The sequence below is a fragment of the Microbispora sp. NPDC049633 genome, assembly GCF_040675265.1.
In the GTDB taxonomy this organism is placed as follows: Bacteria; Actinomycetota; Actinomycetes; order Streptosporangiales; family Streptosporangiaceae; genus Microbispora; species Microbispora maris.
Genome location: NZ_JBFAOO010000188.1, coordinates 1 through 14,003 on the forward strand (window position 1 = coordinate 1; position 14,003 = coordinate 14,003).

10 protein-coding genes and 1 pseudogene are annotated in these 14,003 nt (G+C 74.7%); 4 read left to right on the plus strand and 7 right to left on the minus strand.

The window, feature by feature from the left end:
• Positions 1 to 257: pseudogene (locus tag AB0J39_RS32025) on the minus strand (DUF2092 domain-containing protein); the annotation flags it as partial.
• Between the two features lie 135 nt (positions 258 to 392).
• Between AB0J39_RS32025 and AB0J39_RS32030 the strand changes: the two are divergent.
• From AB0J39_RS32030 to AB0J39_RS32045, 4 genes are all read left to right on the plus strand, one after another.
• The gene (locus tag AB0J39_RS32030; RefSeq protein WP_363471612.1) at positions 393 to 1,067 is read left to right on the plus strand and encodes a response regulator transcription factor; all 675 of its coding nucleotides are present in this window, start codon (positions 393 to 395) and stop codon (positions 1,065 to 1,067) included.
• A gap of 3 nt (positions 1,068 to 1,070) precedes the next feature.
• Positions 1,071 to 2,444 carry an ATP-binding protein gene (locus AB0J39_RS32035; protein WP_363471614.1) on the plus strand — a complete coding sequence of 458 codons (1,374 nt, stop codon included), beginning with the start codon at positions 1,071 to 1,073 and terminating at the stop codon, positions 2,442 to 2,444.
• An 8-nt stretch (positions 2,445 to 2,452) separates the two neighbouring features.
• Positions 2,453 to 3,871: an aspartate aminotransferase family protein gene (locus tag AB0J39_RS32040; RefSeq protein ID WP_363471616.1), complete on the plus strand. Its 1,419-nt coding sequence runs from the start codon at positions 2,453 to 2,455 to the stop codon at positions 3,869 to 3,871.
• 95 nt (positions 3,872 to 3,966) lie between these two features.
• Entirely contained in the window at positions 3,967 to 5,688 is a 1,722-nt protein-coding gene (locus tag AB0J39_RS32045) for a GAF domain-containing protein (RefSeq protein WP_363471618.1), read from the plus strand.
• A gap of 64 nt (positions 5,689 to 5,752) precedes the next feature.
• Here AB0J39_RS32045 and AB0J39_RS32050 read toward each other — a convergent pair whose 3' ends face one another.
• From AB0J39_RS32050 to AB0J39_RS32075, 6 genes are all read right to left on the minus strand, one after another.
• Entirely contained in the window at positions 5,753 to 6,754 is a 1,002-nt protein-coding gene (locus AB0J39_RS32050; protein ID WP_363471619.1) for a hypothetical protein, read from the minus strand.
• Entirely contained in the window at positions 6,754 to 7,398 is a 645-nt protein-coding gene (locus tag AB0J39_RS32055) for a hemerythrin domain-containing protein (RefSeq protein WP_363471621.1), read from the minus strand. The genes AB0J39_RS32050 and AB0J39_RS32055 overlap by 1 nt, the downstream gene beginning before the upstream one ends.
• Before the next feature lie 54 nt (positions 7,399 to 7,452).
• Positions 7,453 to 10,746, minus strand: coding sequence for a BTAD domain-containing putative transcriptional regulator (locus AB0J39_RS32060; protein ID WP_363471623.1), 3,294 nt, complete (start codon positions 10,744 to 10,746; stop codon positions 7,453 to 7,455).
• 140 nt (positions 10,747 to 10,886) lie between these two features.
• Entirely contained in the window at positions 10,887 to 11,759 is an 873-nt protein-coding gene (gene folP / locus AB0J39_RS32065; protein WP_363471625.1) for a dihydropteroate synthase, read from the minus strand.
• Between the two features lie 88 nt (positions 11,760 to 11,847).
• Positions 11,848 to 12,717: a LysR family transcriptional regulator gene (locus tag AB0J39_RS32070; protein WP_363471627.1), complete on the minus strand. Its 870-nt coding sequence runs from the start codon at positions 12,715 to 12,717 to the stop codon at positions 11,848 to 11,850.
• A 556-nt stretch (positions 12,718 to 13,273) separates the two neighbouring features.
• Positions 13,274 to 13,504, minus strand: coding sequence for a hypothetical protein (locus tag AB0J39_RS32075; RefSeq protein ID WP_363471629.1), 231 nt, complete (start codon positions 13,502 to 13,504; stop codon positions 13,274 to 13,276).
• Positions 13,505 to 14,003: the final 499 nt, after the last annotated feature.

Consider the following 14,003-nt stretch of genomic DNA (forward strand, 5'->3'; position numbering starts at 1 on the left):
CCGGACTGGCCCGACAGGCCGGGCAGCGCGGGCAGGCCGAGCGACGCCGTCTCGACGATCGTGCCGGACATCTGCGGCATCCGGCCGTGCTGCCAGGTGCGGGCGACCTCGGTCAGCAGCTGCTCCGCCGTGCGGTCCGGCAGCGACGGGTCGCTGCCCACCGCCGCGATCACCGGGCCGGCTCCCACGGCCGCCGCCACCACGGCCACGGCCGCCACCGGCACTCCCCACTTCACGATTCGGGCTCTCGTCGACATCTCACATCTCCCACTATGGGCGGAAACCTGATGACTCGAAGACTGCCGGGATGTTCCTGTGCCGACGCTGAGACGGGCTGAGAGGCCTCTCAGGCACGCCGCACCTCCACGGGCGATAGGGGCCACACTGGGGCAATGCGGGTTCTGGTGGTGGAGGACGAGCGGCGGATGGCGGCGGCGCTGCGCCGCGGGCTGCAGGCGGAGGGCTTCGCCGTCGACCTGGCGCACGACGGCAACGAGGGCCTGCACCTGGCCCGCGTCGGTGACTACGACGTGGTCGTGCTCGACATCATGCTGCCCGGCCTGTCCGGCTACAACGTGTGCAAGCAGTTGCGCGCGGAGGAGAACTGGGTGCCGATCCTCATGCTGTCGGCCAAGGACGGCGAGTACGACATGGCCGACGGGCTCGACCTCGGCGCCGACGACTACCTCACCAAACCGTTCTCGTACGTCGTGCTGGTGGCCCGGCTCCGGGCGCTGCTGCGCCGGGGCGGCGGCCGCAGGCCCGCCGTGCTGCGCGCGGGCGATCTGTCGCTCGATCCCGCGGCCCGGCACGTCGCGCGGGGCGAGGAGCCGGTCGAGCTGACGCCCAGGGAGTTCGCGCTGCTGGAGTATCTGATGCGCCGGCCGGGCGAGGTGGTGTCGAAGCCGGAGATCCTGGAGCACGTGTGGGACACCTACGACACCGATCCGAACGTGGTCGAGGTGTACGTCGGATATCTCCGCAGGAAAATCGACACGCCGTTCGGGCGCGCCGCCCTGCAGACCGTGCGCGGAGCCGGATACCGGCTCGCGAGCGACGGCGGCTGAGCCGTGCGCCTGCCCGATCCCGCCGTCCTCGCGCGCCCCGTGACATGGTGGCGGCGGCAGAGCCTGCGGTTCCGGGTGACCGCCGCCGCGACCGCCGTGCTGGCGCTCGCCCTCGCCGTGTCGGCGTACGTGTTCGTCGCGGTGCTCGGCGAGGCGCTCGTGCGCCGCATCGACGACCAGGTCTACCAGCGGGGGCGTGAGATCGTCGCGCTGTCGGACGCGGACCGGCTGTCCGATCCCGTCGTCTCGGCGGACAACACGATCGTGCAGGTGCTCGACCGGGACGGCCGCATCGTCGACGCCACCCCCAACACCGACCGGCTGGTCCCCCTGCTGCCGGCGGAGGCACGGGAGGCCGCCGTACGCGCCGGCGAGCCCCTCTTCCTGGACGGCCGGCCGTACGCGCTGCCGGGGACGCTGCGGGTGCGGGTGCTCAGCGCGGACCACGGCGTGACGGTGATCGTGGCGCGGTCGTTCGCCGAGGTGGAGAGCAGCCTGGTGACCACCGGGCACGTGCTGATCGCCGGCATGCCGCTCCTGCTCGCGCTGCTGGCGGCGGTCTCGTGGCTGGTCGTCGGGCGCACGCTGCGGCCGATCGCGCTGCTGCGGCGGGGCGCGGCCGAGGTGGGCGCGACGGCGCGGACGCGGCGGCTGCCGGTGCCCGAGGCCCGCGACGAGGTGCACGCGCTCGCGACCACCCTCAACGACATGCTCGGGCGGCTGGAGGAGGCCGACGCCCGCCAGCGGGCGCTGGTCTCCGACGCCGCGCACGAGTTGCGCAGCCCGCTCGCGAGCATCCGGCTCCAGCTGGAGGTCGCGCTCAGCCACCCGGAGGGGCAGGACTGGAAGGAGACGGCCGAGGGGGTGCTGGAGGACACCCTCCGGCTGTCCCGGCTCGCCGAGGACCTGCTCGCGCTCGCCCGGCTCGACGAGGGCCGCCTGGGCCGACGGGAGCCGGTCCACCTGGCCGAGCTCGCCCGCCGTACGGCCGAGCGGCACGGCCTCGCCCTCGACCTCGCGCCCGGCCCGTCGCCCGTCGTGGTGGGCGACGCCCTGGACCTGCGGCGGGTGCTCGCCAACCTGGTCGGCAACGCCCTGCGGCACGCGACGTCCGCGGTCCGGATCGGCGTGCGCGCCGACGGGACGGTCGCGGAGCTGACCGTCACCGACGACGGGCCGGGCATCCCGCCGGAGGACCGCGAGCGGGTCTTCGACCGGTTCACCCGGCTCGACGACGCGCGCAGCCGCGACGACGGCGGCGCCGGGCTCGGTCTCGCCATCGTGCGCACCACGGTGGAGGCCCACGGCGGTACGGTCCATCTGGAGGACGCCTCCCCCGGGCTGCGCGCCGTGGTCCGGATCCCCCTGGCACGTTGAGGAGTTCCATGCTTCCCGACCACGGCAGGCCCGTCGCCGAACTGCTCGCCGAGCTCACCGCCCTGAAGGCGGCCGACCTGCCGGTCCGCGGCGGCAAGGTGACGGCCTACGTCTACGACACCGGCCTGCCGGAGGTGCACGAGGCCGCGCAGCGGGCGTACGCGGAGATGCTCGAGGTCAACATGCTGGACCCGACGGCCTTCCCCAGCATGGTCGCGCTGGAGCGTCAGGTCGTCGGGGCGGTCGCCGAGCTGCTCGGACGTCCCGGCGCGCCGGGGATCTTCACCAGCGGCGGCACCGAGTCGATCATGCTGGCGGTGAAGGCGGCCCGCGACGCCCGTCCCGGCGCCACCCGGGTCGTGCTGCCGGTCACCGCGCACCCGGCGTTCCACAAGGCCGCGCACTACCTCGGCATGGAGATCGTGCCGGTCCCGGTGGACCCCGCCGGCTACCGTGCCTCGGTCCCGGCGTTCGAGGACGCGCTGGACGAACGGACCGCGCTGGCCGTGGTCTCGGCGCCGTCCTACCCGCAGGGCGTCGTCGACCCGGTCGAGGAGGTCGCCGCGCTCGCCGCCTCGCGCGGCGTGCCGTGCCACGTGGACGCCTGCGTCGGCGGGTGGCTGCTGCCGTGGCTACGCGAGGCCGGGGCCGCGATCCCGCCCTTCGACCTGAGCGTGCCCGGCGTCACCTCGATCTCCTGCGACCTGCACAAGTTCGGGTACGCGCCGAAGGGGGCGTCGGTGCTGCTGTTCCGCGACGCGGAGCTGCGCCGCCGGGCCTACTTCGCCTCGGCGGCCTGGCCCGGCTACACGATCATCAACGCGACCGTGCAGAGCTCGCGCTCGGCCGGGCCGCTGGGCGGCGCCTGGGCGACCCTGCAGGCCCTCGGCCGCGAGGGCTACCTGGAGCTCGGCCGCAGGACGCTCGAGGCGACCCGGCGGCTGGCCGACGGCGTGGGGAAGATCCCCGGCCTGCGGGTGCTCGGCGAGCCGGAGGCCGCGCTGGTCGCCGTCGCCGGCTCCGCCGAGGTGGACGTCTTCGTGCTCGCCGACGAGGCGCGCCGGCTCGGCTGGTTCCTCCAGCCGCAGCTGTCGTACGCCGGGATCCCGGCCAACATCCATGTGACGGTCACCGGCGTGACGCTGGCCGGGGTGGACGCGATGCTGGAGGTGATCGCGGAGGCGGCCGAGGCCGCCCGGAAGCGGGGGCCGGCCGAGGTGCCCGAGGGCCTGCCCGAGCTGATCGCGTCCCTCGACCTCGACGCGCTGGACGACGCCACGTTCGCCGAGCTCGCCGCCTCGGTCGGGATCGACCTCACCGCGACCGGGCAGCCCGGGATGGCGGTCGTGAACGCCGTGCTCGACGCGCTGCCGGCCGCGTCCCGTGAGGCGGTCCTCGTCCGGTTCCTGTCGGTCCTGTACGCCTGAGCCGCCTGTCTCCCGAGGAGACCCGCCGCCCGCGGTGAGCGCCCCGGTTGCGCCGGGGTGGGCACGGGTGTGCCGCTGGTGCCAAACTCTGCGTCATGAGGGAGAACGAGCAGCGGTCGCTGGTTCCCAGCATGCGGTTGGACGATCTGCTGGCGGAGTTGCAGGCGCGGCTGGAGGCGGTGCTCGCCACGCGTGATCGGGTGCACGCGCTGCTGGAGGCGGTCGTGTCGATCGGCAGCGATCTGGACCTGGAGGTGGTGCTGCGGCGCATCGTGGCGACCGCCGCCACGCTGGTGGACGCGACCTACGGGGCGATGGGCGTGATCGGGGAGGAGAACACGCTCGTCCAGTTCGTGCCGGTGGGGCTCCGCGAGGAGGAGATCGCCCGGATCGAGCACTGGCCGCACGGGCTGGGCCTGCTCGGTCTGCTCATCAAGGAGCCGCAGACGCTGCGGTTGTCGCACATCTCCGAGCACCCGGAGTCCTATGGTTTCCCGCCGGGGCATCCGCCGATGGGCAGTTTCCTCGGCGTGCCGATCCGGGTGCGCGATGAGGTGTTCGGCAATCTGTATCTGACCGAGAAGCGCGGAGGCGGGGACTTCGACGAGGACGACGAGGCGATCGTGGTGGCGCTGGCCACGGCCGCGGGTGTCGCGATCGAGAACGCGCGGTTGTACGAGGACAGCCGGCGGCGGGAGACCTGGTTGCAGGCCTCGGCCGACATCACGACGCGGTTGTTGTCCGGTGGCGAGCCGCAGGAGGTCCTCACGCTGATCGCGCGGCGTGCCCGTGAGATGGCCGACGCCGACGCCGCGGCGATCCTGCTCCCCGGCAAGGACGGCGGCACCCTGCACGTGGCGCTGGAGGACGGCGCGCCGGCCGAGGACGGGCAGCCGGGCGTCCGTCTCGTCGGCGACGAGGTCGCGGTCGAGGGGTCCCTGGCCGGCCGGGCGTTCCTCAGCGGCGAGCCGCTGGCGCTGGACGATCTCGACCACAACCAGGTGCGGCTGGTCTGGGCCGACGACCCTCCGGTGGGCCCGGCCGGCGCCGTGCCGCTGGGTGCGCCGGGAGCCGTGCGCGGGGTGCTGGCCCTGGTCAAACGCGCGGGACGGATGCCGTTCAGCCAGTCCGAACTACGGACGCTGCACGCCTTCGCCGGACAGGCCGCCGTCGCCCTGGAACTGGCCGAGACCCGCCGCGACGCCGAACGCCTCGGCCTGCTGGAAGACCGCGACCGCATCGCCAAGGACCTGCACGACGTCGTCATCCAGCGCCTGTTCGCCGTCGCCATGACCCTGATGAGCACGGTACGCCTGGTCGAACGTCCGGAAGCCTCCTCCCGCCTGCAGAACGCGATCGACGAACTCGACACCACCATCCGCCAGATCCGCTCGACCATCTTCGCCCTGCAGACCCCCCGCGAGCAGAGCGCGCCCAGCCTCCGCGCCCAGATCGTCGACCTGGTCGAAGGCGCCCGCGGCCACCTGGGCTTCATGCCCGGCCTGAGCCTGGAGGGCCGCCTCGACAACGACGTGCCCCCCGAGACCGCCGAACACCTGCTCGCCGTGCTCCGCGAGGCCCTGTCCAACCTCGTCCGCCACGCCAAAGCCCGCCGCGCCGACGTCACCGTCCAGGCCGCCGACGGGCGCCTGACGCTCCTGGTCCAGGACGACGGCGTCGGCATCCCGCCCGAAGGCCGCCGCAGCGGCCTGCGCAACCTCGCCGACCGCGCCGAACGACTCGGCGGCACCTTCACCGTCACCTCCCCCGAGGCCGGCGGCGCCCACCTCGACTGGAGCGTCCCGCTGCACGGATGAGACCACCCCTACGCCGGCCGGACCCGCCGCGGGCCGTCACGCTGCGGCGGGTCCGCGGACGAGGTCACGGGCGGGGGCGGCGGACGCGGGGAACGGCTTGGCCGCGGCGGGCGGCCTCGGCCTCCAGGCGCTTCCTCAGCATCCTGCCCTCGCCGTAGAACGAGCGGATCCGCTCGCGGCGGTTCCCGGACAGGCTCCAGTCGTTCAGGGCCCGCTCGACCCGCACGCTCAGCCGGTCGCCCTCTCCGGTCGCGCTCCCGACGAGCACCACGTTCTCCTGCCACTCCATGGCCGGGCCGTGCCGGTGGAAGGTCAGGCACACCGGCCCTCCGGCCGCCTGGACGCCCGCGGGAAGCCACAGGTCGAAGCCGGCATCGGTACGTACGGCCGAGCGGACGCGCACCGCCAGCGGCATGCCGTCGGCCACCATCGTGACGACGGGCTCGCCCAGACGGGCCGCGCGGTCGGCGAAGAGCCGCCAGTCCGGCGGCGGGGCCGATCGGCTCGGCAGCCGGGGGCCCGCGGGGGCGGGATCGGAGGCGGGGACCGCGACGCCTCCGGGGCCCGTCCAGACCTCGGGCGTCCTGGACAGATCGCCCTCGGGCCACCAGACGATCCTCTCAGGGGTGACCTCCACCCAGATGCGAGCGAAATACCACCCCAGCCGCTTCACCAGGAACCACGGCATCCCGGCGAATCCGGTGCCGGTCTTGGCGAGCGACAAGCGGACGTACCGGTCGGTGTTGGCCTGCAGGTCCGCGTCGCGTACGGTCGCCCGGCCCTGCACCAGGACGACGGGCGGCCGGTCGGGCCCGCTGCCCGCGCCCGCCGCGCCGGCGCTGGAGAAGAGCAGGGCGACGCGCGGGTCGCGCCGGGCGCGCTCGGCCTTGCCGGGGTAGGTGAGCCCGGTGCTCACGTCGAGCGTGCCGGCCGCGCCGGCGTACGGCGTGACGGGCCAGGTGACGGGCCGGCCGTCGCGGGTGAGCGAGGCGTATTCGCAGACCATGGCGCGGTCGAAGAGCTCGGCCGCCTCACGCGGCCACGTGGTGGGTGCGGATGCGGTCATCACGACTCCAGGATGGCGATCACGGGGGCGGCGGCGCCGTACAGGCGGGAGAAGCGCCGCCGGTAGGCCGGCCACCAGAACAGGCGGAACAGGAGCCGGGCCACGACGGGCAGGTCGGCGTACGACCTCGCGAGCAGGCCGGCGTCCGCGCTCGAGGCGAGCCAGCCGAAGACAAGGGGGACGCGGCGGCGGCCGAAGTCGTCCATCGCCCGGCGCTTGTCGGCCTCGACGTCGTCGAGGGTGAGGTGGCGGAGCATGAGCGGCACGGCGGTCCGCTCCTCGTGGTCGAGGTGCTCGTTGACGAGCTCGTGCAGCCGCCGCAGGGTGGGCGCGCGCCCGGCCAGGGGCACCCCGCGATCGGAGGCGGCCGCGACGAGCGGGTCGAGCACGGCGTGCTCGGACTCCAGCTCGGCCAGCGCGTCCGCCGCCTCCGGGGCACGGCCGGTGAGCGTGGGCCACAGGTGGGCGTCCTCGTGCGAGTGGTGGGCGTGCAGCATGTCCAGCACGAGCGCGAGCTGCTCCTCCAGCAGTTCCTCGTGCGCGTCGTCACGCGGGTTCGCGCACGCCTCGGCCAGGCGGCCGAACTCGGCGCGGAAACCGGCGTGCATCATCAGGAAGCCGGTCAGGTGTTCCGGTGTGATCATCGGTCTGTTTCCTCACGTGTCGAACGTGTCGGAGACAGACTGCGCGACCCGCCTCTAGACGCACTTGTCGAGGGCTTGGCGGGCCCTTGCCAGCCAGTAGCCCCCGCCCGCCTGCTCCAGCAGGCGCACCGCCTCCCGCAGGTGGGCCCGCGCCCCCTCGCGGTCCCCGAGCGCCAGCAGCGCCTCGCCCATGTGCCCGTCGTACGCGCCGTCGATCGTGGTGCAGGTGCCGCTCACGTGCAGCAGCCCGGCGAAGGGACGGAACGCGTCGTAGACCTCCCGCACGATGTCCGTCTCGCCGAGCCGGATCGCCGCGTGCAGCCGGCACATCGCGGCCATCGCCCAGTGGTAGTCGCGCGGCGGCAGCGGGGTCTCACGCAGGAGCCGCCGGGCGCGCTCGTGCTCGCCCCGGTCCGCCAGCGCGTACGCCAGGACGTAGGCGAGCCCGGCCATGCCCGTCCGCCGGAACACCTCCTCGACCCACTCCGCCTCCTCGCCGAAGCGATCCTCCTGGATGAGCGTCTCGGCCCGCACGGCGAGCATGCCCACCTCGAAGTACGCGAGGTCGGAGAAGGACAGCGTCGCCCTGACGGGCTCGAAGTGGCGCGTCGGGTCCGGCACACCCTGGAACAGGTCGAGACCCACGTGTGCGATCGCCGCCTGCAGCGCCAGCGTGGGGTTGTGCAGGTCGCGCAGCAGCGCGTCGGTCCGCGCCAGCAGCGCGCGGGCCTGCGCCACCCTGCCGTGCTCGACGTGATGGGCGACGAGGTGGAGCTGTGCGATCGCCCTGAGCTGCGACGACAGGTCCGGCTCGGCCAGCAGGCGCCGCGCGGTCGCGGCGAGCTGCTCGATGAAGTCCTGTCCCTGCATGGCGAGCAGCCGCAGGTGGAGCACGCGCCGCAGCAGGGCGGGGTCGCCCACGCGCTCGGCCGCCGCCACGGCCCGCGACGAGACCGCGTCGACCTCGTCCTCGTGACCGGTCTGGGCGTGCACGACGGCCCGGACGGCCTGCGCCGTCGCCCACGCGGGCGTGTCCGGGGGCAGCTCGCGCACGGCCCGGTCCATCGCCTCCCGCAGAGCGGCCACGTCGAGGCCGTAGCGGAACGGCACCCAGACGCCGTGTCCCATCGCGATGTCGGCGGCCCTGACCGCCTTCTCCAGGTCGGCGCCGGCCAGGGCGAGCGCCTGCTCGACCGCCTCGTACCCCTCGTCGAACCGCCCGGCCGCGTAGCGGCTCTCGGCCAGCCCCACTGCGAGCTCGAACCGCTCGGCCGCGCCGGCCCCCGCCGGCTCGGCCGCCGCCAGCGCCTCCTGCCACGAGATGGCCGCGTCGTCGGGCGCGTGCCGCCGCAGGGCCGCCCGCGCGGCGCGGGCGGAGTAGTCCATCGCCATGCGGGCGTTCTCCACGCCGAGCTCCGCCGCCGCGAGCCAGTGCCGCGCGATCACCGCCGCCCGGTCGTCCCGGTCCCCGTGGACGCGGGTGAGGACGCCCGCGACCTGCTCGTGCACGCGCGCCCGCCACAGCCGGGACCGGCGCGACAGCAGCGCGTCGGTCACCAGGGCGTGCGCGAACTCGTACCCGCCCAGCCGGTACGACGACTCCCGGACCAGCCCCGCGCCGAGGGCAGCGTCGAGCGGCGGCAGCAGGTCGCCGACCGTGACACCGGCGACCTGGGCCAGGACGCCCGCCTCGAACTCGTCGCCCATCACGGCCGCGAGCTCCAGCACGCGGGCGGCCTCCTCTCCCAGGCCCGCCACCCGGTGCAGCACGACGTCCAGCACGCCCTGCGGCAACTCCTCGCCCGCCCGGGCCAGCTCCGCGAGGAAGAAGGGGTTCCCCGCGGTGCGCCCGCGCAGTTCCTCGGCCCTGCGGCTGCCCGGGTCGCGGCCGGACAACTCCCGGACGAGCGCGCGGACCTCCTCTGCGGCGAGCCCGTCGAGCCCGAGCCTGCGCGCGCCGAGCCGCGACAGCGCCGACAGCGTGCCGGTGAGCGCCGACGCCTCGTGCCGCCGGAAGGTCGCCACCAGCAGCAGGCCCGGCCGGGCGGTGGACGCCACGTGGACCAGCAGCCGCAGCGTGGCGTCGTCGGCCGCGTGGATGTCCTCCAGCACGACGATCACCGGGCCGGCGTCGGCCAGGAACGCGCCGACCGCCTCGAAGAACCGCAGCCGCGCCCCCTGCGCGTCGGACGCCGGGATCGCCGCCGAACCGCCCGACAGGAACGTGCTCACCTCGTCGGGCAGGGCGGCCTCCGGGACCGCGGCGGCGAGGTCGCACAGCACCCGTTCCCAGGGCCACAGGGCGGGCGCGGTCTCGTGGTCGGGACTCGACCCCCAGCCCACCGGCACGTCGGCGGTCGCGCGGAACCGCTTCAGCAGGCTCGTCTTGCCGACGCCCGGCTCGCCGTCCACCAGCACGACCTGCCCGGCGGCGGACGACGCCTTGGCCGCCTCGTACAGGAACTCCAGCGCGCTCCGCCTGCCGACGAAGACCTGCTGTTCCGCCCCGGGCTCGGAGGCCCTGCGTACCGTCGTCTCTTTCGGCGGCCGCGCCGAAGGCCGCTGCGGGGGTAAGGGCTCCGGCGGAAGCAGCGCGGCGTCCTGGCGCAGCACCGCGCCTTCGAGCTCCCGCAGCCGCGGCCCGGGGTCGATGCCCAGATCTCCGGCGAGCACCTCGCGCACCCGGCGCAGGCATTCGAGGGCCGCCCCCTGCCGGCCCGCCCGGTAGTGGGCCAGCACCAGCAGTTCCCAGGCACGCTCCCGCAGGGGGTGCTCGCGGACGAACGAGTCCAGCCGCGCGACCACGTCCGTATGGCGGCCGAGCGCCAGCAGGGCCGCGGCCAGCCCCTCCACCGCGTCCAGCCGCACCTGTTCCAGGCGGCCGATCTCCGGCTGCGCCCACTCCTCGGACCGCACGTCCGCGTACGGGTCGCCTCGCCAGAGGTCGAGCGCCTCGGCGAGGGCGGCCGCCGCCACCTCGTGCCGTCCACCGGCGAGATGGCCGGCTCCTGCCGACGCGAGCGTCTCGAAGTCCCTCGTGTCGAGGCCGAGCCCCCCGGTCATCAGGCCGTACCCGTCGGCGGCGCTGACCAGGACGGTCGGGGTCGCGCCCGGCCGCCGGTCGGGCTCCAGCCGGCGACGCAGGTTGGAGACGTAGACCTGCAGGCTTCCCTGGGCGCTGGCCGGCGGGTTGCCCGACCACAGCCGGTCCGCCAGGAGATCAACGGGGAGCACGCGGTCCGCGTGCATCGTGAGAAGAGCCAGGAGGGCTCGCTGCTTAGGCGGTCCGGCCGGTACGGCCTGCCCGGCCACGACGAGTTCCATGGGCCCGAGGACGTTCAGCCGCACGGGCCAATGGTAGGAGGCGCCCGACAACCGGTCCAGTTGTCACATCCCCGGAGCCGTCCGGCGTTCCGCAGGCCCGCCGCGTGTGACACCCGGCCGGGACCGGAGGGCAAGGTCAGCCGGCCTCCGCCTCGGCACCGCTGCTACCCGCCGAGGCGGGAGACCACCGCGAGAGCCGTACGGGCGCTCGCCGCGTCGTGCACGCGGAACACCCGGGCGCCCTGCAGCGCCGACACGGTGAGCGTGGCCAGGGTGCCGGCGTGGCGGTCCTCCACGGGCAGGCCGCCCAGGGTCTCCCCGACGAAGTCCTTGTTGGAGACGGCGACCAGCACCGGCCACCCCGTCGCGGTCAGCTCGTCGAGCCGCCTGCTGACCTCCAGCGAGTGCCACGTGTTCTTGCCGAAGTCGTGCGCCGGGTCGACCAGGATCGCGTCGCGACGGACGCCCGCCGCGACCGCCCGCGCCGCGAGGTCCGTCGTGTACGCGATCACGTCGGCCACCACGTCGGCGTACGCGATGCGGTGGGGCCGGGTGCGGGGCTCCACCCGCCCGGCGTGCGCGCACACCAGGCCGATGCCGTACGCCGCGGCGACCTCGGCAAGCTCGGGGTCCACGCCGCCCCAGGTGTCGTTGAGCAGGTCGGCCCCGGCCTCCGCGACGACCTTGGCGACCTCCGATCGCCAGGTGTCGACACTGATGATCACGTCGGGGTGCCGCTCGCGCACCGCGGCGACGACCTCCGCCACGCGGCGAATCTCCTCGGCCGGGTCGACCTCCGTGCCGGGACCGGCCTTGACGCCACCGATGTCCACGATGTCCGCCCCTTCCTCGACGAGGCGCGAGGCGGCGTCCACCGCGGCGGAGAAGGCGTAGGTCGATCCCCTGTCGTAGAAGGAGTCGGGGGTCCGGTTGACCACGGCCATGACCGCGAAGTCGCCGGGACCGAAGGCACGGCCGCGCAGGCGCAGGACGGACGCAGGGCCGGGCGCCTCGGCGGGCATCGGCGTAGTGGACATCGCTCGCCAGCGTACTAGCTGAGCGTCGTCCGATCCGTGCCCGCCGGAAGCCTGGGGTGATGGAACGGTCCAAATCGCGGGCACACGCTCACGCCGCGGAGCCGCCCTCGGCCAGGGCCACGAAGTCCTGCGCCATCGCGGGCAGCCGCCGCCGGGCGTGCACGACCGCGATGACCTTCCGGAGGGAGGGATCGAGCGATCGGACCACCAGCCCGGCCCTGGCCGCCTGCTCGGCCATGCTCCGGTACCACAGCAGCGAGGCCCGCCCCTCCCGTACGGCCCGCAGCCAGCCCCGGCGCTCGTCCGACTCGACGGCGGGGATCGGGCGGACGCCGTACGAGGCGAAGATGTGGTCGAACTCCCTGCGGCGCGGGCTCCCGGGGGCGGGCAGCACCAGCCGCATGCCGTCCAGCCGCGCCACGGGGACGGGATCGGGCAGGTCGAGGCCGGGCGGGGAGATCAGCACGATCTCCTGGCGTTCGAGCGGGTGACTCACCAGGTCCGTGGGCACCGGGAGATCGGTCAGCCCGAGATCGGCGCGCTGCTCGCGGACCGCGCTGACCACTCCCTCCCGGCCCTCGCACCGCACGATGTGCACCCGGATCCCGGGATGCTCGGCGGCGTAGGCGGGCAGCAGGCGCCCGGCGAGGCCGGGCTCCAGGCTCGGAGTGGACGCGATCCGCAGTTCGGCGCCGGAGGAGTTGCCCTGCGTCGCGAGGGCCTCGATCTCGGCCACCGCGTCGAGGGCCTCGCGGGCCAGCTTCACGACCCGGCGTCCCTGGGCCGTCACGACGACCCCGCGGCCCGAGCGCGCGAAAAGCGTCATTCCGAGTTCGCGTTCCAGGTCGCGTATCGCGCGGGACAGCGCGGGCTGCGCGATATAGAGCGATCTGGCGGCATCGGTCATGGTGCGGTGCTCCGCAGTGGCGACCACGTAACGGAGCTGCTGCAGATTCATGCGAAAAACGCTAGGGCAGACGAGCCCGGCGATTCCGGAACATCGCAGAGATCACGCCGGTCGATTACCCATCGTGCCCGACATCTGCTACATCCGTGATGGATGAGAAAACAGTATTCTTTTGCCCCAAATCCACAAAGGGGGCAATGTAGTGGCGCAGCAGTACCCTCCCCAGGAGCAACCCGGGGGGAGTTCTCCCTATTCAGGGCCGCCGTTTCCGCCGCCCGAGGCTGTGCCCGGCTCGGCGGACGGACCGCACTCCCCCGGCGCGGCGCCGGGACCGTACGGACCGCCCGCCTGGGGGGGAGCGGGCGGCACGAGCGGAGGGGGCCGCACGGGCGGAGCGGGCGGCCAGGAGGGCGGCGGCCCCCAGCCCGGACCCGGCGCATGGAACGGACCGTCCGGATGGCCTCCCTCCCCGGGAGAGCAGCCCGGGCAGCCGGGTGGCCCTGGCCCCCATCAAGGCGCGGCTCCCTATTCGCCGCCCCAGCAGCAGAGCGGTCCCTATGCGCCCGGGACGCATCCTCAGGGGCCGGCCGCGTACCAGAACGCCCCGTCACACGGCGGGCAGCAGGTCTACGGCGGGCAGCAGCCCTACCCGCAGGCCGTGCCGCCCCCCGGTCACGGCGCTCACCCGGCGGCCCCGGCGCAGGGCGGCGTCCATCCGCAGAACGGCCCTCAGCCGGGCGCGACGCCGTACCAGCCCGGAGCCCGGCAGCAGGGCGGACCACAGCAGCAGTACCCGCAGTCCCCGGGGTGGCCGGGCGCGACGGGTGAGGGGCCGCACGCACAGGCACAGGCACAGTCCCCCGCCGCCTACGCGCCCCCGCCGTCTCCCGCCGCGCCGACCGGCTCCCCCTACGGCCCGGCGAACGGACCTGCGTACGGAGTCGCGGGTCATCCGGGCGGCCAGGCGTACGCGCCGGGCGGGCCCGCGTGGCCGGCGAACGGCGGTGTCCAGGCTGCGCCGGGGAACCCGGCGGCCCCGGCGGCCCCCGCCCCGCCGCAGCCCCCGCCGCCCGTGGGAACTCCGGCCTGGGGAACGCCACCCCAGGGATCACCTCCCCAGCACATACCGCCTCAGGGACTACCCGCCCGGGGAACACCGCCCGCGCCACCGGGCATGCCGTTCCCGCCGGCGCCGTCGCAGGGACCCCAGGCGCCGTCGCAGGGAATCCAGGCGCCGCCGCAGGGGCCCGGATGGGCGCCACATCAGGGGCCGGCACAGAGTCCGCCGCAGGGCCCGGGATGGGCGCCGCAGCCCGCGCGGGGGAGGCGGAGGCTGC

Excerpts from the sequence above, each read along its gene's own strand:
- AB0J39_RS32030 (WP_363471612.1), top strand. The coding sequence starts at position 393 with ATGCGGGTTCTGGTGGTGGAGGACGAGCGGCGGATGGCGGCGGCGCTG.
- AB0J39_RS32040 (WP_363471616.1), top strand. The coding sequence starts at position 2,453 with ATGCTTCCCGACCACGGCAGGCCCGTCGCCGAACTGCTCGCCGAGCTC.
- AB0J39_RS32045 (WP_363471618.1), top strand. The coding sequence starts at position 3,967 with ATGAGGGAGAACGAGCAGCGGTCGCTGGTTCCCAGCATGCGGTTGGAC.
- AB0J39_RS32050 (WP_363471619.1), bottom strand. The coding sequence starts at position 6,754 with ATGACCGCATCCGCACCCACCACGTGGCCGCGTGAGGCGGCCGAGCTC.
- AB0J39_RS32055 (WP_363471621.1), bottom strand. The coding sequence starts at position 7,398 with ATGATCACACCGGAACACCTGACCGGCTTCCTGATGATGCACGCCGGT.
- folP (WP_363471625.1), bottom strand. The coding sequence starts at position 11,759 with ATGTCCACTACGCCGATGCCCGCCGAGGCGCCCGGCCCTGCGTCCGTC.
- AB0J39_RS32070 (WP_363471627.1), bottom strand. The coding sequence starts at position 12,717 with ATGAATCTGCAGCAGCTCCGTTACGTGGTCGCCACTGCGGAGCACCGC.